The sequence below is a fragment of the Huijunlia imazamoxiresistens genome, from assembly GCF_037132455.1.
GTDB classification, from domain to species: Bacteria; Bacteroidota; Bacteroidia; order Chitinophagales; family Chitinophagaceae; genus Flavisolibacter; species Flavisolibacter imazamoxiresistens.
Genome location: NZ_JBBBEI010000004.1, coordinates 1 through 24486 on the forward strand (window position 1 = coordinate 1; position 24486 = coordinate 24486).

General features: G+C 51.3%; 28 protein-coding genes. 26 read left to right on the forward strand and 2 right to left on the reverse strand.

The window, feature by feature from the left end; genetic code table 11:
* From V9K67_RS05845 to V9K67_RS05950, 24 genes are all read left to right on the forward strand, one after another.
* A partial coding sequence (locus V9K67_RS05845) for an IS3 family transposase (protein WP_336720740.1) occupies positions 1-675 on the forward strand: 675 nt, incomplete at its 5' end.
* Positions 676-711: 36 nt separating this feature from the next.
* Complete coding sequence (locus V9K67_RS27145) at positions 712-867, forward strand: helix-turn-helix transcriptional regulator (RefSeq protein WP_414696763.1); 156 nt, start codon at positions 712-714, stop codon at positions 865-867.
* Positions 868-1096: 229 nt separating this feature from the next.
* The gene (locus tag V9K67_RS05850; protein ID WP_336720742.1) at positions 1097-1471 is read left to right on the forward strand and encodes a hypothetical protein; all 375 of its coding nucleotides are present in this window, start codon (positions 1097-1099) and stop codon (positions 1469-1471) included.
* Positions 1472-1878: 407 nt separating this feature from the next.
* Positions 1879-2451: a Crp/Fnr family transcriptional regulator gene (locus V9K67_RS05855; RefSeq protein WP_336720744.1), complete on the forward strand. Its 573-nt coding sequence runs from the start codon at positions 1879-1881 to the stop codon at positions 2449-2451.
* A 67-nt stretch (positions 2452-2518) separates the two neighbouring features.
* Positions 2519-2971 carry a carboxymuconolactone decarboxylase family protein gene (locus V9K67_RS05860; RefSeq protein WP_336720746.1) on the forward strand — a complete coding sequence of 151 codons (453 nt, stop codon included), beginning with the start codon at positions 2519-2521 and terminating at the stop codon, positions 2969-2971.
* A gap of 339 nt (positions 2972-3310) precedes the next feature.
* On the forward strand, positions 3311-3706 hold the full coding sequence (locus V9K67_RS05865) for a hypothetical protein (RefSeq protein WP_336720747.1): 396 nt from the start codon (positions 3311-3313) through the stop codon (positions 3704-3706).
* Between the two features lie 154 nt (positions 3707-3860).
* Positions 3861-4367, forward strand: a complete 507-nt coding sequence (locus V9K67_RS05870) for a YcxB family protein (RefSeq protein ID WP_336720749.1) — start codon at positions 3861-3863, stop codon at positions 4365-4367.
* A gap of 222 nt (positions 4368-4589) precedes the next feature.
* Positions 4590-5126, forward strand: a complete 537-nt coding sequence (locus V9K67_RS05875; RefSeq protein WP_336720750.1) for a hypothetical protein — start codon at positions 4590-4592, stop codon at positions 5124-5126.
* A gap of 261 nt (positions 5127-5387) precedes the next feature.
* The gene (locus tag V9K67_RS05880; RefSeq protein WP_336720753.1) at positions 5388-5873 is read left to right on the forward strand and encodes a hypothetical protein; all 486 of its coding nucleotides are present in this window, start codon (positions 5388-5390) and stop codon (positions 5871-5873) included.
* Between the two features lie 301 nt (positions 5874-6174).
* Positions 6175-6492: an immunity protein Imm33 domain-containing protein gene (locus V9K67_RS27240; protein ID WP_432205899.1), complete on the forward strand. Its 318-nt coding sequence runs from the start codon at positions 6175-6177 to the stop codon at positions 6490-6492.
* A gap of 126 nt (positions 6493-6618) precedes the next feature.
* Positions 6619-7191 carry a hypothetical protein gene (locus tag V9K67_RS05885; RefSeq protein ID WP_336720754.1) on the forward strand — a complete coding sequence of 191 codons (573 nt, stop codon included), beginning with the start codon at positions 6619-6621 and terminating at the stop codon, positions 7189-7191.
* A gap of 317 nt (positions 7192-7508) precedes the next feature.
* On the forward strand, positions 7509-8315 hold the full coding sequence (locus tag V9K67_RS05890) for a hypothetical protein (protein WP_336720756.1): 807 nt from the start codon (positions 7509-7511) through the stop codon (positions 8313-8315).
* 90 nt (positions 8316-8405) lie between these two features.
* A complete protein-coding gene (locus V9K67_RS05895) occupies positions 8406-8777 on the forward strand; it encodes a hypothetical protein (RefSeq protein WP_336720758.1) in 372 nt (123 codons plus the stop codon).
* 233 nt (positions 8778-9010) lie between these two features.
* Positions 9011-9361 (forward strand): DUF2200 domain-containing protein, encoded by a 351-nt coding sequence (locus V9K67_RS05900; RefSeq protein ID WP_336720759.1) that lies wholly within the window; start codon positions 9011-9013, stop codon positions 9359-9361.
* A 70-nt stretch (positions 9362-9431) separates the two neighbouring features.
* Entirely contained in the window at positions 9432-9812 is a 381-nt protein-coding gene (locus tag V9K67_RS05905) for a TfoX/Sxy family protein (RefSeq protein ID WP_336720760.1), read from the forward strand.
* Positions 9813-9822: 10 nt separating this feature from the next.
* Positions 9823-10365, forward strand: a complete 543-nt coding sequence (locus V9K67_RS05910) for an NADPH-dependent FMN reductase (RefSeq protein WP_336720761.1) — start codon at positions 9823-9825, stop codon at positions 10363-10365.
* 297 nt (positions 10366-10662) lie between these two features.
* Positions 10663-11439 (forward strand): hypothetical protein, encoded by a 777-nt coding sequence (locus tag V9K67_RS05915; protein WP_336720762.1) that lies wholly within the window; start codon positions 10663-10665, stop codon positions 11437-11439.
* A gap of 133 nt (positions 11440-11572) precedes the next feature.
* Entirely contained in the window at positions 11573-11992 is a 420-nt protein-coding gene (locus tag V9K67_RS05920) for an SRPBCC family protein (RefSeq protein WP_336720764.1), read from the forward strand.
* A 145-nt stretch (positions 11993-12137) separates the two neighbouring features.
* Positions 12138-12701 (forward strand): YdeI/OmpD-associated family protein, encoded by a 564-nt coding sequence (locus V9K67_RS05925; protein WP_336720765.1) that lies wholly within the window; start codon positions 12138-12140, stop codon positions 12699-12701.
* Positions 12702-12722: 21 nt separating this feature from the next.
* A complete protein-coding gene (locus tag V9K67_RS05930; RefSeq protein WP_336720767.1) occupies positions 12723-13202 on the forward strand; it encodes a DUF416 family protein in 480 nt (159 codons plus the stop codon).
* Between the two features lie 21 nt (positions 13203-13223).
* A complete protein-coding gene (locus V9K67_RS05935; protein WP_336720768.1) occupies positions 13224-13811 on the forward strand; it encodes a Crp/Fnr family transcriptional regulator in 588 nt (195 codons plus the stop codon).
* Between the two features lie 129 nt (positions 13812-13940).
* Positions 13941-15110: an MFS transporter gene (locus V9K67_RS05940; RefSeq protein WP_336720769.1), complete on the forward strand. Its 1170-nt coding sequence runs from the start codon at positions 13941-13943 to the stop codon at positions 15108-15110.
* A gap of 267 nt (positions 15111-15377) precedes the next feature.
* On the forward strand, positions 15378-18428 hold the full coding sequence (locus V9K67_RS05945; protein ID WP_336720770.1) for a beta strand repeat-containing protein: 3051 nt from the start codon (positions 15378-15380) through the stop codon (positions 18426-18428).
* Positions 18429-18585: 157 nt separating this feature from the next.
* Positions 18586-19251 (forward strand): NADPH-dependent FMN reductase, encoded by a 666-nt coding sequence (locus V9K67_RS05950; protein ID WP_336720773.1) that lies wholly within the window; start codon positions 18586-18588, stop codon positions 19249-19251.
* 68 nt (positions 19252-19319) lie between these two features.
* Here the strand turns inward: V9K67_RS05950 and V9K67_RS05955 are convergent, their stop codons facing one another.
* Positions 19320-20864, reverse strand: a complete 1545-nt coding sequence (locus tag V9K67_RS05955; RefSeq protein ID WP_336720774.1) for a magnesium chelatase — start codon at positions 20862-20864, stop codon at positions 19320-19322.
* A gap of 48 nt (positions 20865-20912) precedes the next feature.
* The gene (locus tag V9K67_RS05960; RefSeq protein ID WP_336720776.1) at positions 20913-22010 is read right to left on the reverse strand and encodes a vWA domain-containing protein; all 1098 of its coding nucleotides are present in this window, start codon (positions 22008-22010) and stop codon (positions 20913-20915) included.
* Between the two features lie 397 nt (positions 22011-22407).
* Between V9K67_RS05960 and V9K67_RS05965 the strand changes: the two genes are divergently transcribed.
* Positions 22408-23418, forward strand: a complete 1011-nt coding sequence (locus V9K67_RS05965; protein WP_336720778.1) for an MBL fold metallo-hydrolase — start codon at positions 22408-22410, stop codon at positions 23416-23418.
* Between the two features lie 266 nt (positions 23419-23684).
* Positions 23685-24449, forward strand: a complete 765-nt coding sequence (locus tag V9K67_RS05970) for a DeoR/GlpR family DNA-binding transcription regulator (protein ID WP_336720779.1) — start codon at positions 23685-23687, stop codon at positions 24447-24449.
* Positions 24450-24486 lie beyond the last annotated feature (37 nt).

The window sequence follows — 24486 nt, forward strand, 5'->3', positions numbered from 1 at the left end:
AGAGCAGAACTGAAAGCCAGGGGCATTCATGCCGGCGACTTCAAAGTGCGGAAGGTATTGAAAAAGCACGCTTTGAAGGCCATTCAGCCCCGCAGCTTCGTTCCCAAAACCACTGATAGCCGCCACAGCTATGCCATCAGCCCTTTTCTGCTGGAGAACAGGCCTTTGCCTATAAAGCCTAATGAGGTATGGGTGGGCGACATCACCTATATTCCCATGGCCAGCGGCGGGTTTATGTACCTGGCGGTTTGGATGGACCTTTATTCCCGGCGCATTGTGGGCTGGGCACTGGAGAGCCACATGCAGGAGGGATTGATTATCAAGGCTATGAAAAGAGCATTGGGCAGCAGAACTATACCCAAAGGTCTGATCATCCACTCGGACAGAGGCGGGCAGTATGCCGGCAAGGCGTTCCGCAAACTACTCCGGGACCATGGCATGATCCAGAGCATGAGCCGGGCCGACAATCCTTATGACAATGCCTTTATGGAGTCGCACTTCAATCGCTTCAAGGCGGAACTTCTCCAGGATGGGGCTTTTCAAAACAGGGAGGACGCTCAAACGGAAATCTTTGAATACGTCGAGATGTATTATAACACAAAAAGGAGGCATTCGGCCCTCAGCTATGAATGTCCGATGGTCTTTGAAAACAACTATTATTTTTACAAAAACTAAGCAACTTTACTGTCCGGAAAAATCAACACACCTCAGATTACCGCAGATACGGCATTAAGGTTAAGTAAATATTTTGGAAATTCAGCTAAGTTCTGGCTGGGGCTCCAGGACGACTTTGACCTTGAGGAAGTAAGTCAGAGTAAGGCAGAGGTGATTAATGCGGTCCCCGCCTATAGCAGCAAAACCGCATAACATGCGGCTTTTCGTCATGGCGGGTGGCAGTAGTAACTTGAGCATTTGCCCATTGTGCGGCCGCGGTTCCGGCACGACGAATAAAGCCATGCATTAAATTCTTATCTTCAGCAATAGAACAAAATTGGGCTACTGTCCCGGGGTGACGAATCGCAGAATGCCGCCACGGCCGCAAAGCCCCTGAACGTACGTTGTAGGCAAGCTTATGAGACATACTCTAATTTTCATTGTGACAATTATTGCTTCTAGTACCGCTTTTGGACAGACGCTAAAGCGACAAGATGGCGAAACTGGTGAAATGTTTGCCAATCGTTCAAAGCCAGACTCTACAGAATTAGCGCATACAGTTTTTGAGACAGCTTTATTGGACACGACCAAAAAGGTTATCTTAGCTTTTTACAAAAAGACCATATATGAAGCCCGGCAAATGGATACGTATGTTGACCACAGCGAGTATGATATTATCCTTGGTTATTTATTTGTACCAACGGGTGACAATAACTATGATAGAAAGTTGATAGATACAATACCAAATAATGGTGGTGACCCAGAAATTCTTTCTGTTTTTTTGCAAATGCTGACAATGACAAGAACAAAGAGTTAATGGTGCTTTGTAAATATGAGCAACGACATTACGACTATTACGGTGCTTTTTATGACACATTAATCTATGACTACACCAACGGAAAGTTTAAATATTTAAAACAGGTAAGTGAGAAGTTCTTTGGATGTGAATGCGGGTGGAGGGATGGTAAAACTGAAAAAGCAAAATATAAGACGGCAAAGGACGTGAGAGCAGGGCTAATAAAAATGGGCTACACGAAGTAAGATATGAAAGCCATACCTAAAACAGCAGCTTGGCAAAAGCAGGGCTGAGGAAGAAAAATCAACTTTTTATCTTTGTTGGACAACAGCAAGTAAATGAAACGGCAGATTATTAAATTCTCTGCCTTCGCCAAGCTGTTGGACGTTACCTGAAATCTTACAACCAGCACTCCTAAAGCCCGAATCTTGGATACTTTTAAAAAACATATAGACAAATTCGCAGAAGTTTCTAACGATGAATTTGATGAAATTCAAAAATTCTTTGCCATCAAAAATGTAGCTAAAAAAGAAAACTTACTAGAGGAAGGACAAATTTGCAGACACCATTATTTTGTATTGAGCGGCTTGCTACGAAAGTTTTACATCAACGAAAAAGGCATTGAACAAACCACCGAATTTGCCATAGAAACCTGGTGGATGACCGACAACCTTGCTTACGAACGCAAAATTCCTTCAGAATTTTATATCCAAGCGGTAGAAAAATCTAAGATACTTTGTATCACACAAGACAATCAGGAAAAACTAGTAAAAGCATTGCCGGTAATGGAACGCTATTTCCGTTTTGTTTACCAGCGGGCTTACGCCGCAGCCCAAATGCGTATTAAATATCTTTACTCCCTTTCCAAAGAAGAGTTCTATTATCAATCGATTGAAAGGTATCCCGAATTTGCACAACGTATTCCTCAGTACTTACTAGCTTCCTATTTGGGATTCACACCAGAATATTTAAGCGAAATCCGTAAGAAGCGTATTTCTTAAACCAGTTTAAGATTTTTCGTTTTCTCATTTGCCAGCTTTGCATTGAACAATTTAAAAGAATCAGGCAATGCAAAAACGATTCAACATTAAAGCAGCAGCTCCCAATGCGCTAAAAGCAATGATTGGTTTAGAAACTTACCTTTCACAGTGTTCTATATCCAAAACAACCAAGGAACTTATTAAAATCCGTGCTTCACAAATCAACGGGTGTGCCTATTGTATCAACATTCATACGCAAGACGCAATTAAAAATGGTGAAACGGCCCAGCGTATTTTTTTGTTGAGTGCCTGGAGAGAAGCCGAAGGTATTTTTACCGAAGAAGAAAAAGTAGTGTTGGCTATAACGGAAGAGATAACTTTAATCCATCAAAGTGGATTATCAGACGACACGTACACAAACGCCTTGCAATTTTTCAGCGAAACTCAAATTGCAGATATTATAACGGCCGTTATTACCATCAATCTTTGGAACAGGGTTGTACTAAGCACCCACCTAATGATAGGACAAAGTCTTGCATAAGATTGAAATTATTGAAGATCACAGGTCGATCGACCTGTGATTCTTCGTTTGAGGGAATGAGTATTCAGGTTATCCGGGTTGGTTTAATTATGATACAAAACAATGTATAATAAGGAAGTAACTAATCGATTATAGAAATAGGCAGAAAAAGTGAGTGATGTGAGGTTCGAAATATAAAAGACTGCAGGTGACATGGTATTTCTGCCATAGCGGCTGAAGAATAAATGCTCAACAATTGAACAATATTGAACTTTATCAAGAAATTTAAGCTGACGGAACACGGACTTCCGCTACTGCAGAAATACCTTCTACGTTGGCCGAAATCTGAGACCAAACCTTATGATGAGAATTTTGATAGCTTTTATATTTGTATGTAGTGCCTGTAGTTCCTCTGTGTCCAACACGAAAGGTTCTGCTGATAGTCCATCAGCAATTGAACCTACGTCACTACGAGTAGACGTTGACAGGGACAATCCCGTCAGGTCAACTGATAAGGCCCTGCTTTTGGGAGCTTGGACTGATGGAAGCACCGAAAATGCCACCTTCAACGTTGGCAAAGACTCCATTTTCTACTTGGACGAAATGACATCTTTCCCCTATACTATGAAGGGTGATTCTTTGACCATATTTTATCCTGATATGAGCTTTCAAGGAACTGCAAAGTTTGCAGGTGACACTCTTATTCTGAGTGACCCTGAGTTTGGAATGACGAAATACACAAGGTTTAAAAACTGATTTTGGCTAACATCGGTTTTGTGCAACACCGGCTTGAAGTTCTTAATCCAAGCCATAGAATAAATATTTTACTTTACTAATATTTTCGGCTGACAGTACGCTATCGACGCTAATGCACAAAGCCGTTGACCGTTAGGCGAAACTAAACTTCCTTATGCGAAATTCATTTATTATTCGGCAAGACTTAACTTTTAGGGAATTTGCCAGTTCGACATTGTACTATTATTTCTCAGGAAGACTGTTAAAAAGATTCTTCTTATTTTTAACCGGACTGGCCCTGCTAAGTGTATTCCTGGGTTTTGCCAGTGCTTCAAACGGGATTGACCTTGTTACGATTATTAGCAGTTTTGCGCCGATTATAATTTTATTAATAGCAGTAACAGCATTCGCTTTTTTTATTTGCCTTTACATTTATAAGAGCAAGCCTTATCTTTTTGAGGGTGTATCATACGACTTTACCCACTGGGGTGTTGAAAGGCTGGGTGAACGAACTGAGTTTTCAAAGCCTTGGCGTGACATTACTGAGTTCAAGGAGACGAAGGCATTCTTTTTATTGTATGTCGGAAATAATGACTTCCATATTATTCAAAAGAGAATGTTTGCAAACCCTGAGGAGCTAAATGACTTTAGAAAATTATTAAAAGCTAATATTAAAGACTAAAGTCGCCTAACAGGCGGTTGGCAGCTATGACGGGACGACGATACACGGCATCAACGGCTGGTCACTAATCAGCAGCAGTTCCAGCAGGCAAAGTTCTGACGAACAATAGTGATAAACACTATACGGCCGACCTTTATTGAGCAGCGGCCCGTGGTAAAACATTCAACGGCGACCACCCCGGCAGAAAGCCCTATACGTTGTATGCCCTCTAAACTGACCTGTATGCATTTTGAAGATTTAATATATCCGCTTACTCTATTTTTAGTCGACCATAACTTTTCGGTGACCAGAGAGGTATTGCATTTTATTGAATACTCTTCCGATTCTGCAAATGTTACAGTGGCATATGCCAGCCTTGAATGCGTATTTTATGTGCATATTGGACAAAGTTCAACATCCTTAATTGAATTGACACCAATTGTAGTAAAAGAAGTTTTTGAAGATGATAGCTTTCAGTTTCAGTCAACACTTTCAATTGATAATTTGATTTGCTTTTTGAAAACTGCTGGAAGGTCTGTTTTGTTTGGTGATCCAAAAATATTCAAAGAGCTGAATGAATTTTCAACGCGCCAATCTGGAGAATTTACAAGAAAAATATTTCAACTGCAGAATGTTCAAGATGCAGACAAGGCTTGGAAACAAAAAGATTATTTAACTTTCATAAAGTGTATAGACCGTACAGACAAAGATTTGCTTCCGGGATCTTATTTAAAGAAGTATAAAATTGCTATTGACAAATTGCAGAGGCTGTCAAAATAGGGACGTATAACAAGCGCCTTTGCGTCATGGCGGGTCGACGCAAATAAATTCGGCTTTTACTCGCTGTTCAGCTGCGGTTCCGACTGCACGAATAATGCCGACCTTTTAACTCTTATTTTTATCATTAAAACAACTTTGGGCCACAGTTCCGGCGCGACCGATCACGGAACGCTGCCAGAAACGCAAAGCTCCTGAGCGTTGTGTGCTATGCAACGACTGCCCCTAAGTTTAAACATCTGTCAACTACCAACACTTAGACTAATGACAGCGGAAGAAGCAAAAAAGATTGGAAGCAGACAAGGATTAATTTCTATTGGATGGGGACTTATAATAGCACAGCTTATAATGACCTTATTCATTTCATTGGACAAAGGGTTCATTAAAGCGTTCTTTTGGTTTGCGAACGTTGAGTATAAACTCAATATTCTTATTGGAGCAATTATCATGCTTTTATGCGGACACTTTTACGGACAAATTGCAGGAACACAAATCATCGTAAAAAATAGGAATTTTATTGTTGTAGGCATTTTATGCGGTATGGCAGTATTGCTGACAACTGCCTTTTTATGCGGTTGGACAGGCTTTTTCCAGGAAGGACTTGATAACACAGGAACCAATGACAACCCTTTTGAGGATTATATTTATAAACCGTTTTTTTGGGTGACAACATTTGGTATTGTTCCAGCTTTATTGGTTGGTATTTGGTTTGGTGGACAGATAAAACGAAAAGGACGAAGGAGAAATTAAATTCACAAGCACACAACATGCGGCTTTTCGCCTTGGTGGACAACAGAAGCAACTTCGGCTTTTCCCCCTGTTCGGCTGGGGTTTCAATAGGGAGGATAAAGCCCGGCGTTTGGTTTTTATACCCAGCTATTCATTAAATTAGAGCTGCCGTTACAAGGGGATGCATCACCGAATATTGCCAAGGACCCAAAGCTCCTGAACCTTAGCAGCCATCGTATGGACATTTCCTGCAGTGAAAGAAATTAACTCTACAACTTTTGATCAAAGTCTCTGGGATAAACTCGTTTGTGAGTAAATAAGTATATGCCCGACCCATGGAGCGAAATATTCACCTGTTGACCCCTTTCAGATTATTGGACTAGCAGACGACCTGTCTCAAGTTCCTTTTCATGGATTGAGACATCCTACAGATAATTCGTCTGGATGGTATATATGGAGTGGTGAGTATAATAATAGTGACACTTTTTTTAAGCTGCATCACATCGGGCGCTTAATGTATTTCAAGCCTGAGGTTTTAAAATATCTTGGACGGACACCTGGATATGGATTTTTAATTGATGATCAAGGCTATGAGGATGTTTGGTTTGATGAATCGTTGCTGCGGATTAGCGAAGGTTAACATACGGCTCTAATCTTTAGCTAATAAGCAAATTTTGGCCTGTGGCTTCAGGGTGATGGGGCATAGGTCGCCGCCCTGGATGCAATTATCAGATATGCAACTGTAAGTTATCTAAAATTGAAAGCGATGGCTTTAAATCTGGATAAATCCAAAGAATGGTCAGAAATTGTAAAGAATTATGTGCAAGTTCTTGCTGTTATCATTGCAGGAGTTTGGGCATACAATTTATTTTTGAAAAAAGAAGCTCCAGGCCTGGAGTCGGTTGTTAATTTAAACACAGTACTAAATAAATATCCAACAATAAATAAAGATGCCAATAACTTCACTTTCTATGTCGAGTTTAAGAACAACGGGATTTCAGCCGTAGACATCAGTAAAGTGAAAATTGCGGTTTGGAAATTTAAATTGGACCTTAAAAATGTTTCTAAGCCTACTTATATCAACATTGAAGAAATCGAAAAAAGCGGCACTTCTATTTTCGAAAAAGAGTATCCAAATAAGGATAGCAGGAAAAATGTTGATATACTGTATCCATTTGTGCAACATTATTCGCCTGGGTCTTCTTATAGTCACAATTATCAATGGATTATTCCAAAAGGAGAAGATGACGAGTCTGTTTGCTTTAAAATTCAGGTTTACAAAAATTTTAATGACAAGAAGCCAACATGGCAATCATATTCCTGGAGTACTTTGAATTGATTTAATTACAGCTGCTGACAGGACAATTTGCAATAGCATAGCGGATGGACTAAACCTCGGCTGCAAATTTCCAGTCCGCTTTTGTTCCAGCTGGCAGTTAACGCTTGCCATGCCTTCGGTAATGCTTCAACGTTACCTGCCAGCAAAGCCAGAAATATCGCAAACGTCTTAACGGTTTAGGAGCAGGGCCGGCCCAATGTTGGCGAAACACAATGTCCTTATGGAGCAGCAGGAAAGCAATGGGACGCCAGTAACATGAAGTAGCCTGGTTCATTGTGTAAAATCTCAAAAGAAAGCATCTTACCCTAAAACGAAACATGCGGTATTCATTGTTTTTATTTGCTTTTTTCTTAATTTATAGGGTTGGTAGCTGTCCGGTAATAACGCCGAAAGGAAAATTGCTATTTAAGTTGAGTTTTGACAGCACGAAAGGGGTTGTGCACAGGGCATGGTACGAAAAAAGCTTTAGGGATACCATTTCGCCAATGAAAACCCTTAACAGCGAGTTTGTTATCGTCGTGGACCCTGATCTTAAAGCGACCGATTTCGTCTCATTTACTGAAAACTATTTTCGAGATCAATCAAATAACCTGGACACTTCTTTGTTTCGTCTTCTTAATGTAGAAGGTTGGAATCATTTGTCTGTTGATGAGAAAGCCGTAAAAATTTCAAATAAAATGGTTTCGTACCGGCAACAAGCAGACTCGCTGCATAGTAAAAACAACCTCGGTCATTGCCAGGTTTGGATTATCAACAACAGCCCGGGCAAGGTTTCTGTACAAATGCAAGATGCAAGCTATATCTGCATTTTACAGGCGCTTGCAGGCAGTGGACAATGGCATCCCATACAGACCTGGAGCTTTAGTAAATGCGGGAACAGTTATTACGACAAGACTTTCGAATCCGGGACAGCAAATTCTTTTGTAACGACAATACCCAACAGTGGAGACTATGAAACTAAATTACGATTCAAGCTATTAGGTAAGTATAAGTTTTATTATTCAAATGAATTCACCGGGAAAATTAACTTCAGTGATTTTGTAGATGAAAGAGCAAGTTACCCTTCCGGTGCAAGGCCGAATTTTGAGTATACGCTTGACAGCCTCATTCGTTTGACCAGGTAGGGACAAATACAGGGACGGCCCACCTCAGGGGCCTTGCTCCTATGGCAGAGCGGCAGTTGAGGCTTCGGCTATTTGCACCCAGCCGCGGCTTTGCCTCAGGTTGCGGCGACGGAAGTAGCCCCTGCTTTTACCGCTGCAAAGCAGCATCTTTATACAATGGCTATAGATTTTCACGAGCTGGAAACCGGCGCGTATTTATTTGGGCTGGATGAATATACATTCAGCTGCCTGGCGCACGTTTTTGACATGTTTTATCAATGGACAGGACTACGGATCGATCCGTACAAAAGCATGCAGCTAACTACGGAAAATTGCAAAGTTTTACTTCAAATCATTGACAACCAGGTTCAACAGGCAGACCTCAATAAGGATAAGAGAAAGACTAGGGCAATTTTAGGTTTTAGGGGACTTTTGGAATACTTTGTCCGGAAGAATGTCAGCTTTAAACTGCATGGAGACTGAAAATACGAACGGACCCGCACCACCTGCAGCTTTGCATTATGGCGGGACGATGTAAGGAACTTCGCCCTTTCCCGCTGTGCAGCCGGGCGCAGGCATAAAGGACCAAACCAGGGCTTTACTTCTTATCTTCAGTTTAAGATCGAATGGCGTTCCCGGGTGGTGCATCCGGGCTTTCCGCCCGGAACCCCCGGGGCTCTGCGGGAAGTGAACGCTGCCACATAATAACCACTTATATGGATCCTATACGCGTATTTAAAATGTCCTTTGCCGGCGTCTATCCGCATTATATTCAAAAGGCGGAGCGAAAGGGACGCACCAAGGAAGAAGTAGATGCCGTCATTTGCTGGCTGACCGGGTATGACCCGGAAGCCTTGCAGCAGCAAATCGACCGGAAAGTTGATTTTGAAACCTTTTTCGCCCAGGCGCCCCGGATCCACCCGAATGTTTCAAAAATTACGGGTGTCATTTGCGGCTATCGTGTGGAAGAAATCGAAGATGCGCTCATGCAAAAGATCCGTTATTTGGATAAGCTGGTGGATGAATTGGCAAAGGGTAAGACAATGGAAAAGATTTTTAGGAAGTAGTAAGGAGCTGGAGGCTTTTCAACGGGGAGAACAAATAATTTCGGAACGTTTACAGGCTTTGATTTTTTATATGGCTTACGATACCCAACTTGCGGACAGGATCAGGGAATACCTGGCGGCCTTTTCCGGGCTGAAGATCGACGAAAAGGAAATGTTTCGCGGCATCACCTTCATGGTAAACGGAAAAATGTGCGTCTGCGTCAGCGGCAGCAACCTGATGTGCCGGTTTGACCCCGCAGTGCAGGAAGCCGTGGCGGAGCAGAACGGCTACCTGCCAATGGTCATGAAGGGAAAAGAACTAAGCGGCTACTGCTACGTTCACCCATCTGGTTTTGCGTCGCGGAAAGACTTTGAATACTGGGTGAACCTGTGCCTCGACTACAACGACCGGGCAAAGCCGTCCCGGAAGGCCGGGAAGGAAATGCCCCGGCGGCATACACGTAAACCATAACCACCGACAAATGAGCCACCGGAAAAATATACTGGCCATCATGGGCAGTGCGGCGGAGCATTCCGCTAACCTGCGGCTGCTGGAGCTGATTGCGGCCCGGACCCGCGACGACTTTAACCTGACCATTTACAAGGGATTAAAATCCCTTCCCCATTTCGATCCGGATGCGTCGGGCGACCGTCCGCCGGGGGAAGTGGTGGCCCTGCGGGAAGCGATTGAAGGGGCCGACGGACTGATCATTTGTACGCCCGAGTATGTGTTCAGCCTGCCCAGCGGACTGAAAAACGCCATGGAGTGGTGTGTGGCCACCACCGTGTTCAGCGGCAAACCCACCGGCCTGATCACGGCTTCGGCCAACGGGCTGAAAGGACACGAGGAACTGCAATTGATCATGCGGACGGTGATGGCCCGGTTTACCGAAGAAACCACCCTGCTGATACAGGGCGTAAAGGGGAAAATAAACGAAGAAGGCGCGTTGAAGGATCACGCGACTGCGGAATCCCTGGACCGCTTCCTGCGGGCATTTAAAGCCCTGGTGGGGACAGCTGATTGATCGGGAGCGGTCAATTGTGCCGGGAAACGGGATCCGGGTAAACAGGTTTCAACCGGGTGTGGTGCCACTTATTTATGAACCATAAGACGCAATAGCGACAGTTACAGGATGGGCGTCGGAATGTTTTCCACATCCGGCCAGGAGAGGTCAGGAAAACTTTATGGAATGTTTTTGTATTTTCATGATGAGGCATGGCTATTTTTGCTTATAGGAGCGTTGCTGCGACCGGCTGGACGAACCAGGATGTTCCCGGGGAAAGCCAGGGATCTGCAGGCAGCTCTAATGACGATTCTGATTATGGCAAAACAAAGTACGAAAGGACTGCTCCAGGAGATCGCATCGGGCGACCTGGAACAGGTTTACATTTCCATATATTATAAAGCCGTCGATTGGGCGGTGGCCGGTTTTCTGCAGGAGGCCAACTCCCTGCTGGAGCAGCTGTGGAAGTCCGGTTTCCCGCACTCCCGGCACTTACGGCTGGCCGACGAAGGCTTCCAGGTGTTGTGGGAACTTTCCGGCCGGCACCCTTCCCATGTTCCTTTCCCCCTGAAAAGCATTGCGGAGATCGAGGCGGACAACTGGTCGGGGATTTTTTATCCCTGCGGCGAGGAATCCTACCGGCAGGAAGTGCTGGCGAAACCTTTTTCGGAACTTTCCGGCGGCGAGCTGTTTTTTAAAGCCGTCAATGCCGGTTATGACGGCTCCGAAAAGACGGAAGCTGTGTTAGCCGCCCTGAAAAAGTATGTGACTACCGAAAATGCCATCGATTATACCTACTTCCACGCGACCACCTGCGGCGCCTTGCTGGCCGCCCGGAACGACCGGAACGAGGAAGCGGAATATTTTATTAAGCTTTGGGGAGAAGGGTACCGGGAAAATTGGGTCAACTACGTCCTGGCCTACCTGATGCGCGACCGTAAAAGCGGCAGCTACCTGCTGAAGGGCATACTGGCGCCCCTATTTGGTTGGACCAGCGAGGGCTGCCGGCAGGAAACCGCGGACATCATGGAGGCGTTAACCCGTAGAATGAAAACGGAACCGCAACGGCTGGCGAATAAGTTTTATGCCGGCTAAGAGCGCCTGATGTTCACAGGCACGAACCAGTGGAGCAGCGACCACTATAAAAACGGGCGGAGCCCCAAAAGCCAGACGAGTAGGGAACAGCTCCATGAACTTTATGCCTGCAAACAGCGTTTCCTTACACAGAATGCTCAAAGCGTCCCCGGAAAAGGTGTACCGGGCCTTTACCGAAGCGAAGGCCCTTTCTTTCTGGCTGCCTCCCTATGGCTTCCTGTGCACGGTTCATGAACTGAACGTGCAGGTGGACGGGACCTTTAAAATGTCCTTTCATAATTTTTCCACCGGCAACGGCCACTCCTTCGGCGGCAAATACCTCGAGGTCACCCCCAACGCCTTCCTGAAATACACCGACCAGTTCGACGATCCGAACCTTCCCGGCGAAATGACGACCTCCGTCTGGCTGCAGCCGGTATCGGTGGGTACGGAGCTGAAAATAGTGCAGGAAGGCATTCCCGCCGTTATCCCCGCGGAAATGTGTTATTTAGGCTGGCAGGAATCCCTGGAAAAGCTGGCGAAGCTGGTCGAGCCCCATATCCCGGATGCGTAAATCCGGGGGATAATCCCAGTCAAAAGAAATTATTGCATACGCGCCCGCCTCTCCGCCGCAGAGGGCGGGCGCTTTGCTTTACGAAGCCCTGGTGTTCCCGTCAATGAGCTGAGAAGCAGCGGCTTTTGCTATATTTACCGGGAGAATGAACCCTACCGCAACTTTTTTTGCCACACCAACCGCCTTCAGGCAATGGCTGGAGCAGCACCACCAAACCGAAAAGGAATTGTTGGTCGGCTTCTATAAAGTGGGCAGCGGCAAGCCCTCCCTGACCTGGCCGGAAGCCGTGGACCAGGCGCTTTGCTTTGGCTGGATCGATGGCGTGCGCAAATCCATCGATGAAGAACGTTATTCCATTCGCTTTACCCCGCGAAAGCCCACCAGCATCTGGAGTGCCGTCAACATCAAAAAAATGGAGGAACTGACAAAAGCCGGGTGGATGACTCCTGAAGGACTGAAAGCATTCGGTCACCGGAAGGAAAGCCGGTCCGCCGTTTATTCGCACGAGAAAGAGCCTGTGGCGCTGGATATTTTGTATGAAGAACAATTCAGGAAAAATAAGGCAGCCTGGGAATTTTTCCAGCAACAACCGCCTTCGTATAAAAAGGTGATGACGCATTGGATCATGAGCGCCAAACAGGAAAAAACCAGGCAATCGCGGCTGGAAAAAACCATCACGGAAAGCGAACAGCAGCGGTGTATGCGCTGAGCCACTGAAACAGAAGAAACCATGGATTTTCTTGCATTTAAAAAGAAGTTGTCCCAACGGGCAAAGCAGCTTTCTTATGAACAGCGGGTGGCCCTGGGCCTGGACCTCTGCAACCGTCTATTTCCGGATTACAGGACGTTTGCCCATGCTTCGGGCTGGGGCAATCCCGATGTGCTGTTGGATGCTATCCGTTTCGTAGCTTCCGGCAGCCGGGACCCGCAGGCGATCAGCCGGCATACGGATGCCATCGAAGAAGTGACGCCCGATACGGAGGATTTTGGCGGAGCTGACTATGCCCTCAGTGCCTGCTGCGCCCTAATAGCCCTGCTGCAGCAAGTGGAGGAGCCGGAGGACCGGGAGTCGTTTGAGGAAATTGCCCTGGCGTATTACGATACCATTGACGGCAGGATCCAGGAGCAGGCGGATGATGAACCCGATGAACAACTGCTGGCCCGGCACCCCCTGCTCCTGGAAGCCTGCCGTATCCTTTTCGAAGCATAATCCAACGAATTTTCCCCACTGATGGCATACGAACAATTACAACAGCATATTGGCAGACGGGTATCCCTGACCGAAGAGGAGCTGGCGGAGTTTTGCAGCTTTTTCAAACCGGCAAAAATAAAAAAACGGCAGTTTATCATCCAGCCCGGCTTCGTGGCCCGTCACCGGTTCTATACCGTACAAGGCGCTTTCCGGGCATATGTCATCGGCGACGCAGGGGAGGAGCATACCATCCAGTTTGCCGTGGACGACTGGTGGATCACCGACTACAACAGCTATATCTTCCAGCAGCCTGCCACCATGTTCGTGATGGCCCTGGAAGACAGCACCGTGCTGCAGATCGACCATGAGAGCGAACAGCAGCTCAAGGCCGCCCACCACAAATTCGAAACGTTTTTCCGCATACTGGCCGAAGGCACCGCCGCCTACATGGCCCGCCGCGTGATCACCAACCTGACCAAAACCGCCGAACAGCGCTACCTCCAGTTTTTGGAGCAATACCCCCACGTAGCCGCTAAAGTGCCCCAATACGCCCTGGCCTCCTTCCTGGGCATGACCACCGAATACCTGTCCAAGCTCCGGAACAAACGCACGGGGCGGAAAAGTTGAACCAGTTCAACTTTTTTGCCCCAACCAGTTCGCCCTCCTTTCTGAAACCAGTTCATTGGAAGAAGGGCCCTGCCGCTGCCATCTTTGTGTTGTCTTTACAAGCAAAACACAAACGAAAAAATTACCTTCATGGCAGCACTGACCACAAAGCAAATACTCCTTATGGCGGCCACCGCCGGCATCAGCGTGGCGAATGTTTATTACAGCCAGCCGATCCTCAATGCCATCGCCCACAGCTTTCACCTGGAGGTGGAAAAGGCCGGCGTCATCTCCGTTCTGTCCCAGGCCGGCTACGGCTTCGGCCTGTTCTTCCTGACGCCTGCCGGCGACATGATCGACCGGAAAAAGCTGGTGCTGTACCTGCAGGGAGGCTTGATGCTGTCGCTCCTGCTCTTTGCCTTTTCCACGCACCTCTACCTGCTGTATGCGGCCTCCTTCCTGGTTGGCGTCTTTTCGGTGGTGGCCCAGGTGATCCTGCCCATGGCCGCCAGCCTGGTTACCGAAAACCGGGGCAAGACCATCGGCCAGGTCTTTACCGGCATCCTGGTGGGCATTCTGGTGGCCCGGGTATTCAGCGGCTTTGTTTCCGGCTGGCTGGGCTGGCAGTATGTGTACGGTTTCTCCGCCCTGATGGTGCTGGGAACGGCAGTGCTGATGCAGGCCGGCTTTCCTTCCGTGCCCCAGCGGTTCACCGGCACTTACCGGGGACTGCTTCAGTCCACCCTGGCGCAACTGGGGCGGTTTCCCCTGCTGCGGCAGACCGCCCTTACCGGCATGCTGGTCTTCGGTACCCTAAGCGCCTTCTGGGTGACCCTGACCTTTTACCTGGGCGAAGCACCCTTCCATTATTCGGCTGCCACCATCGGGTTGTTCGGTTTGCTGGCGGCTGCCGGCGCCCTGGCGGCTCCCCTGTTCGGAAAACTGGCCGACGGCGGATCGGTATCGCGGTCGCTGCTGTTTTCCACCGGCCTTACCCTTTTGAGCGTGCTGCTGCTGAAACTCTTTCCCGGCACCCTGGCCGCCATCTGGATCGCCGTCATCCTGCTGGATATCGGCGTACAGGCCACGCAGGTCACCAACATCGCCGTCATCTACGGCCTCGACCCCGGGGCGAACAGCCGGATCAACACGGTTTATATGACCAGCTATTTTATCGGTGGCGCCCTGGGCGCTTCCGGCGGCATCCATTTTTACAATACCGGCGGCTGGGCATGGTCCACTTCGCTGATGATCGTCCTGGGCCTCATCACCCTCCTGAACGTGGCGGCGACGGCCCGTTTGCAAAAGCAGCAGGGGTAGTTTATTAGGTATAATTATGTATGTTTTGATAGGGTGTATTGGATAGGGGTGCTTACTCCCGGATTTTTAAAAACAGAGTTTGCGTATTTTAGAGGAACTCTGCCGGCTGGTTCGGCGACTGCTCAAAATCCTCTGTCCGCATTTTTCCAAAAATTTAAATCGCATGCATTCTTCGGGTCCGGGGCCACCAGGTCGCCCGGAGGTGGTGCTCTTTTGTCTCCCGTAACGAACAGCTGTCATCAATTACCCTCATCAAATACATCGCACATGAAGCCAATTTTTACACTGCTTGGGACCGTTGTCTTCAGCCTGGCGGTCAACGCCCAGAACACTTTTCCCAAATCGGGGGCCGTGGGCATCGGCACCAGCGCCCCCGAATCCTCTTCCCTGCTGGAGATCCGGAGCACGTCGAAGGGATTTCTCTGTCCCCGCATGACCCAGTCGCAACGCAATGCCATCAGCCCGGTAACCATCGGGTTGCTCATTTACCAGACCGACAATACGCCGGGCTTTTATTATTACAGCGAAAGCGGCTGGAAGGCCGTCACTACGCCGGCCGGGGCAAATACGGCCCTGTCGAACCTGGCGGCGACCACCTCCGTGAGCGCTTCCCTGCTGCCGTCGGCTGCCAATGCCAGGGACCTGGGCAGCGCCGACCTGGCATGGCGCAATTTATTCGTAGAGGGCGTGGGTTACCTGGGGGCGGCCAAACTGGGCAACTATACCGGCCCGGCCCAGGCGGGCATGATCCGCTGGACCGGCACCGACTTCCAGGGATTTAACGGCACTTCGTGGACGTCGCTGACGCCGACCACCTATACCGCGGGCAGCGGCATCAGCATAACGGGAACGACCATCACCAATACGGCGGCCACGCAATGGGCCACTTCCGGGAACAGCATTTCCTACAACAGCGGCCAGGTAGGAATCGGCACGGCCACGCCCCAGAACAAATTGGACGTTAAAGGCGGTATGGCCATCGGCAGCAATTACGGCGGCAATTTTACCGCTCCTGCCAGCGGCGCCATCGTGGAAGGCAATATGGGCCTGGGCACGCCTTTCCCGCAAAACAAGCTGGATGTGAAAGGCGGCGTGGCCATCGGCAATAACTTCGGCGGCAACTTCACCGCCCCTGCCGCCGGGGCCATCGTGGAAGGACAGGTGGGCATCGGCACGGCCAGCCCCCTGAACAAGCTGGATGTGAAAGGCGGGATCGCTATTGGCACCCATTACGCCGGGAACCTGGCCTCCCCCGCGGACGGCGCCCTGATCCAGGGAAAGGTGGGCATCGGCACCGCAAATCCCGCGCAGCAGCTGGAAGTAAATGGCGTAACCAAAACCACGGGCCTCCAGATTACCGGTGGTGCCGCCACAGGCTATGTGCTGCAAAGCGACGCCCAGGGGAATGCCTCCTGGGTAAGTCCTTCGGTGTTTGGCGGCAGCGGCAGCGGCGGTACAGGTGGCTGGACGGTGAGCGGTTCGGGCCTGTACGCCTCGGTACCCGGCGGTGTGGGCATCGGCACCGGCAGTCCCACCAACAAGCTGGATGTAAGCGGGGGCGTCGCCATCGGGACGTCCTTTGCCGGGAGTGCGACGGCAGCCCCTGCAAACGGACTAGTGGTGGAAGGTTCCATCGGGGTAGGTACCCTCCGTCCGGTGAACAAGCTGGATGTCGGGGGCGGCCTGGCCGTTGGCTCCAACTATGCCGGTGTGACCACGGCTCCTGCGGACGGTATGGTGGTACAGGGAAAAGTGGGTATCGGCACCAATACGCCCACCAACCTGCTGGATGTGGAAGGCGGTGTGGCCATCGGCTCCTCATTTTCGGGTACCCAGGTAGCACCTGCCGACGGGTTGGTAGTGGAAGGAAATGTGGGTGTAGGCACCAGCACCCCTCTGAACAAGCTGGATGTGGAAGGCGGCATGGCTATCGGCTCGGCTTATTCGGGTACGAAGGTGGCGCCGGTGGATGGCGTCGTGGTAGAAGGCAGGGTGGGTATTGGGACCGCAGTGCCTACGAACAAGCTGGATATCAGTGGGAGCGTGGCGGTAGGAACGACTTTTTCCGCCAATGCCGTTGCGGCTCCCGCAGATGGATTGGTGGTGGAAGGAAAGATCGGTGTGGGTACCCTGGCCCCGGTGAACAAGCTGGATATAGGAGGGGGTGCGGTTATTGGTTCCAGTTATTCCGGCACTAAGGTGGCTCCCGCAAACGGTATATTGGTAGAAGGAAATATCGGTGTCGGCACGGATGCACCGGTGAATAAGCTGGACGTGAAAGGCGGCATTGCCATTGGCTCCGATTATGCAGGTGTGGTTTCTGCCCCCACCAATGGCGCTGTCATCGAAGGGAAGCTGGGTGTGGGCACCAGCACGCCCACCAACCTGCTGGATGTAAAAGGCGGGGCTGCTATCGGTTCTACTTTTGCCGCCGGCTTTACCGCCGCTCCTGCCGACGGGCTGGTCGTGGAAGGCAGCATCGGCCTGGGTACCCTGACACCCCGCAACAAGCTGGATGTGGAAGGGGGCATGGCCATCGGTTCCGCCTATTCGGGCACGAAGGTTTCTCCGGCCGATGGCGTGATCATCCAGGGGAAGGTGGGGATTGGAACGGATGCGCCCGGAAGCAACCTGGAAGTGAATGGCGCTACCAAAACGTCCAGCCTTCAGATCACCAATGGCGCCGTCAGCGGTTATGTGCTGCAAAGCGATGCCCAGGGCAATGCCACCTGGGTGGATCCTTCGGTGCTGGGCGGCAGCAGCGCTTTGGTGCAGCAGCAGCAGGCAGTTGCCACCGGCACGCAACAGGCGAAAGTAGATGACCTGGCGGCTGCAAATGCGGAGCTGAAGGGCGTAGTGGCGACCCTGCAAAATGAAAATGCCCGGCAACAGCAAAGCATCAACGAGATGAAATCGCAGTTAAGCCTGGTGTTGCAGCGGCTGTCGGCCCTGCAGGCGGCGCAGGAAGCGTGTTGCGAAAAAGAAAATAACAAGGAAAACAAAAACGGCCCGACCTCCGGCGTTAGCAGCACCAGCATCGAACTTTCCGGTGATGCACCTATATTGGAACAAAATATTCCCAATCCCTTTGGCCGCAATACGGTGATCCGGTACTACCTGCCGGCCGGTGTTACTTCCGCGGCTATAGTGATTACCGATGCCTCGGGGGTGGCCCTGAAGACGGTGGCCCTGGGCCAGCGGGGTAATGGCGTGCTCAACCTGGCGGCCGGTTCGTTCAGCGCCGGTACCTATTTCTATTCCCTGCTGGTCAACGGTAAAGTGGTGGCCTCCAGGAAGATGGTGCTTACCGGCAACTAGGCCGTCCGCAGTAAGAAAACTTTCCTGAAAATCACCCGGCTGTTTGGCGGCCGGGTGATTTTTGCATCTATGACGGCTACGGATAACCGTTTTTCTTCGGGCCAAATGTTTATTTTCGGGCGGATAACTTACCTATTCATTTAAACCAACGTATCGTATGTCTCTGCCTCAAGCTACCGGACAAAGAGAGCCCCTGCGCTTCCTGTTGTTTTCCGCCTCCATGCGAAAAGATTCCCTCAACACCCAGTTGATCCGGCTGGCCGCCCAACTGATTGAAAAGAACGGCGGTACCGTGGACCTGGCCGATATGAGCGCGTTCGACTGCCCCTCCTTCAACCAGGACCTGGAAGTGAATAACGAACACCCGGAGGGTGCGGAAGAATTCCGCAGGCGCCTGCTGGAGAGCGATGCGTTCATTATCGCTTCGCCGGAATACAACGCCTCCCTGCCCGGTAACCTGAAAAATATCATTGACTGGACCTCGAGGTTCCGTCCCCAGCCCTTCAACGAACGCCATGCCCTGCTGCTGTCGGCTTCGCCTTCGATGGTGGGCGGCAACCGCGGCCTGTGGTCCCTGCGCATCCCGCTGGAGCACCTGGGCGCCCGCGTCTACCCCGACATGTTCTCCCTGGCCATGGCGCACAAGTCCCTGACGCCGGAAGGCACCATAGCCGATGAGACCCTGGGCAAGCGCTTCGAGCAGAACCTGGTATCCTTTATGAACCTGGTGGAAGCCGCCAAGCATTACCCCTGTATGCGCAAAGCATGGGTGGAGTTCCTCGGCGAACAGCCCGACCCCCAGGTGGAACGGGTGGAGGCATAGGCGCATCCATAAAAAAAGCACCCGGCTCCTCTAAGAGCCGGGTGCTTTTTTTATAGCGGTTGCCTGCCTTATTTGAAATCATCTTCGTCCTCGTCTTCATCAAAACTCGAAGAAGACTGCATATTCAGCATGCTGCCCATCAGGTCCTTGAATTCGACGGCGGTTTCGAGGATTTTTTTGCTGATCAGGGAGTAGGAGGCCAGGCCGTGGAGTACGAACTCCATCAGCAGGGCGGCTTCCTTTTCATTGGCATGGCTGTAAGCCTTTTTTACCAGCGCATGCAGGCCGTCCACCTGGTACAGCTGGTTGATCTTTTCGCGGTCGGTCATCGCAAAGGTCAGGTTCAGGTTGTTGCCCTTGTCGAACCAGTTGATCACCGAGCGGTAGGGGTTCTCCGCCTGCTGCCCCTGCGCCTCGCCCTTGCGCGCCGCGGCGGGCCGCTTTTTCATCGAGTCGGGGTTGGGAAAATATTGTACGAACTGCGACCGGATGGCCTTGTCCAGCAGGTTCATGGCCACCTGGTACGGCCCTTCCTGCTCGCCTTCGTACACCAGTTCGATCTTGCCGGTGATGGAGGGGATGATGCCGATCAGGTCGGACATCCAGATCTGGGTCTGCTGCTCGCGGTTGATGATGGAGCGGCGCTCGGCGGCGCTTACGGCGTTCTCGAAGGCCGATATGGTCAGGCGGGCGCTGACGCCGCTTTTCTTGTCCACGAACTCGCTGCTGCGGGCTTCGAAGGCCACCTGCTCGATCAGGCGTTTGACCAGGTCGCTGATGGCCACCTTTTGCCGTTGCTCTTCCAGCACCTCGGCCTCCTGGTCGGTAATGGCCAGGGCGGTCTCCAGGCTCTTGGGGTAGTGCGTCAGGATCTGGCTCTGGATGCGGTCCTTCAGCGGCGTCACAATCGAGCCCCGGTTGGTATAGTCCTCGGGGTTGGCGGTAAAGACGAACAGGATATCCAGCGGCAGGCGCAGCTTGAAGCCGCGGATCTGGATGTCGCCCTCTTCCAGGATATTGAACAGGGCCACCTGGATGCGGGCCTGCAGGTCGGGCAGCTCGTTGATGACGAAGATGCTGCGGTTGCAGCGCGGGATAATGCCGTAGTGGATCACCTGCTCGTCGGCAAAGCTCAGGCGCAGGTTGGCCGCCTTGATGGGGTCGATATCGCCGATCAGGTCGGCCACGCTCACGTCGGGGGTGGCCAGCTTTTCGCCATAGCGTTCGCTGCGGTGCAGCCATTCAATGGGGGTGTCCTCGCCCTTTTCGGCCAGCAGGGTGCGGGCATATTTCGAAATGGGGGCCAGGGGATCGTCGTTGATATCCGAGCCGGACACGATGGGCACGTACTCGTCCAGCAGCTGCGTCATCTGGCGGGCCATGCGGGTCTTGGCCTGGCCGCGCAGGCCGAGGAACAGGATGTTGTGCTTGCTCAGCAGGGCACGCTCCACGTCGGGGATCACCGTTTCCTCGTAGCCCAGGATGCCGGTAAACGTGTCTTCCTTCGCCTGCAGCCTTTTGATCAGGTTTTCGCGAATTTCTTCCTTTATGCTCTTCGGCCGGTAGCCGGCTTCTTTCAGTTCACGTAAGGTGTTGATGCGTTTAATATCCATTGCTCTAGTTTGTTCGGTACGTTAATGGGACGGTCGGCGGTTCCTTTTTCAATATACTGTTTTTCGTTTGCCGCTTTCGAAGTCGCGGAAGATGAAAGCACCTAAATGATCCAGGGAGGCGAAAAAGGCCTTGCCGCTGTTGGTTTCCGTAAACTCCTGCACGAAGCGCTGGAGGTAGGGGTCGGTGGCGATCATGAAGGTGGTGATCGGTATTTTGAGCTTTTTGCACTGGGCCGCCAGGTTCAGGCAGCGGCTGGTGATCTTGCGGTCGAGGCCGAAGCTGTTCTTGTAATACCGCTTCCCGATCTTCAGGCAGGTGGGCTTGCCGTCGGTGATGGTAAAGATCTGCTTGTTGGGGTTTTTCCGCCGCCGCAGGATGTCCATGGCCAGCTCGAGGCCCGCCACGGTATTGGTGTGGTAGGGGCCTACCTGCAGGTAGGGGAGGTCCTTAATCTCCACCGGCCAGGCGTCGTTGCCGAAGACCACGATGTCGAGGGTGTCCTTGGGGTACTTGGTGGTGATGAGCTCGCTCAGTGCCATGGCCACCTTTTTGGCCGGGGTGATGCGGTCCTCGCCGTACAGGATCATCGAGTGCGAGATGTCGATCATCAGCACCGTGGAGGTCTGTGTTTTGAAGTCCGTTTCCCGGATGTGGAGGTCGTCCTCGTACATGCGAAAACTTTCCACGCCGTGGTTGATCTGGGCGTTGCGGATGGATTCGGTAAAATCGATCTGCTCGATCATGTCGCCGAACTGGAAGGGCCGGGTGTCGGGACTGATCTCGTCGCCCTGGCCGGGCTTAAAGGTATCGTGGTTGCCCTGCCTTGTTTTTTTGAGCTTGCCAAAGATCTCTTCGAGGCTGCGCTTGCGGATGCCCTGCTCGGTTTTGGGGGTAATGCGGATTTCGCCCCTTTCGGAGTTTTCGGTAATATACCCCTTGTCCTTCAGGTCGTCGATAAAGTCGCCCATGCCGTACTCGCTGTTGGTCAGCTCGTATTCACGGTCCAGCTGGTTCAGCCATTGGAGGGCTTCCGCCACATCGCCGTTGGTATAGGTCAGCAGCTGCAGGAACAGATCGAGCAGCTGGTCGAATTTCGTTTTGCCTTCGGCCCGGGGGTCGAAGCGGGTAAAATGGAAACCTGTCATAGCACACAATTGAAACGGTTAAAATCGGGAGCCGGCGGCCCGGCGCCTCCCGCCGGAAACCGGGGCGGGGCGGTCGGTTGGGCACCCTTGGCTTTTGTTGCCGCTAACGGGCTGTGCGGCAGGCCGATGGGGCGGTACCGGCTATTGGGGTTTAAGTTAAGATAAAATGGAAGATGGCGGTCACTTTGTCCCAAATCCTTCTGTGGAGGCGGCTGCAGCGGGGCCTTTCGTTCGCGGAAACCCATTACAGCAGCAAGAATGATGCAGGGTTTGATTGGGCGCAACGATCCCATCAACCACTGCGGTATGATCTTTTTATGAAATAAACGGGGCCGCGTCAGCGGTGTGGCCGGTCCACAGGCCAGGCGGGCCCCGGCAGAAAAGAAAAACCAAAGCCATGAACAGCAACCCAACCTCTGACCAACTCGAACAGTTCCGGCCGTTGCCGGATACTTCCAACGATCCCTCCACCGAACTTTACCCTGAAGGGGCCAACGGCCTGCCGATAGGCCAGCAACTGAAAGACCTGGCCCTCAAGCCCAAAAGCCTGACGCCACCGCACCTGATCCCCTTTATCAAAACCGATCTCCATGCCCTGCAGGCCGAGCAGCCCCTCGTGGTCTGGTTCGGGCACTCCTCCTACCTGGTACATTACCGGGGCGCCAACATCCTGGTGGACCCGGTCTTCAGCGGGCATTCCTTTCCGTTTCCCTACACTGTCAAGGCGTTCCGGGGCTCGGATGCCTTCGGGGTGGGCGACCTGCCCGAAATCGACCTGCTGATCGTCACCAACAACCATTACGACCATTTCGATAAAAAGGCCATCAGCCGCCTGAAAGACAAGACCAAACAGTTTTGCGCCCCCCTGGGCGTGGGCAAATACATCGAAAGCTGCGGCGTGGACCCCGACCGGGTGGCTGAGCTCGACTGCTGGAGCACCATCAAGCCCCTGCCCGGCGCCAGCCTGACGGCCACCCCGGTGCAGCATTTTTCCGGCTCGGGTTTCCAGCGCACGGGCATGCTGTGGTCGTCCTTTGTGCTGAAGTTGGACAATTATTCGCTCTACCTGGGCGGCGATTCGGGCTATGGCGCCCATTTCCGCATCATCGGCGACAGCTTCGGGCCGTTTGACCTGGCCGTGCTGGAATGCGGGCAGTACCATGCTGCCTGGTCGTCGGTGCACATGCTGCCCGAAGAGATGGTGCAGGCGGGCAAGGACCTGAAAGCCAAGTGCGTGCTGCCGGTGCACTGGGCGAAATTCGCCATGGCCGATCACCCCTGGGACGAGCCCATCACCCGCGTGGTGGAGGCGGCCCGCGCCGCCGGCGTCACCATCACCACCCCCCTCATCGGCGAGCGGGTGGTGCTGGACAAGTACTATCCTTATATGGAGTGGTGGAAATTGTAGGGGGCAATCCAACATCTTCCCATACATTTTATTAGCAGGAAATTATTCCCCAAAAAGCACGCAACGGAAAATGTTGCGTGCTTTTTTTATGCAATCCTTATGGATAAAGGCCTGGCGCGAAACCGGGGGAGAGGTTTTACGCCAGGGTATCTTTTTTCGTTTTCTAACTTTTTATTTTTGTTTGTTTTCGTTTTCTTGCTAAATTTGTTTGGCACGGAAAAACGCTATTGGGAAAAATTGCGTTTTTTTGACGCAAATTCTTGTATATGATGCCCAACCAGCGCAGAGAAAAGATTCTGGAACTGATAAAGGAAGACGGCTCCGCCAAGGTGATCAACCTGGCCAAGCTGTTCAAAGTGACGGAGGTGACGATCCGCCAGGACCTCGAACGCCTGGAAAAAGAAGGGCTGGTGCTGCGCGAACACGGCGGCGCTTTTCTGAAAAACGTGGAAGACCAGGTGCGTACCATCTCCCTGGCCAACCAGGAGCATATGGATAAAAAAGAAGCCATCGCCCGCAAATGCCTCGACTTTATCGAAAGCGGCGACACCATCATCCTGGACAGCGGCTCCACCACCACGGAGATCGCCCGCCAGCTGAAAGGCATGAAAAACCTGACGGTGATCACCAATGCCCTCAATATTGCCCTGATGCTGGGCGCCGAGCCGGGCATCGAAGTGATCATGACCGGCGGTGAGTTCAAGCCGCCCACCCTGTCGCTGACCGGGCAGAAAGCGGCCGACTTTTTCAAAGGCATCAACGTGCAAAAGCTCTTTCTGGCAACGGCAGGCATTTCGCTGCGCTCCGGCCTCACCTACCCGAGCATCTCGGACCTGGTGGTGAAAAAGGCCATGATCGACGCCGCGGAAACCCGCTACCTGGTGGCCGACTCCACCAAGATCGAAAAAAGCGCGTTCGCCAGCCTGGGCGCCCTTTCGCTGATCGATTACATCGTCACCGATGCCGGCATAGCCGAAAAACACAAACAATTATTTAAAGATCACGAGATCGAATTGATAATAGCGTCGTGAGTATTGACCCCCGCGGCCTCCCTAACGTAAAAAAGCA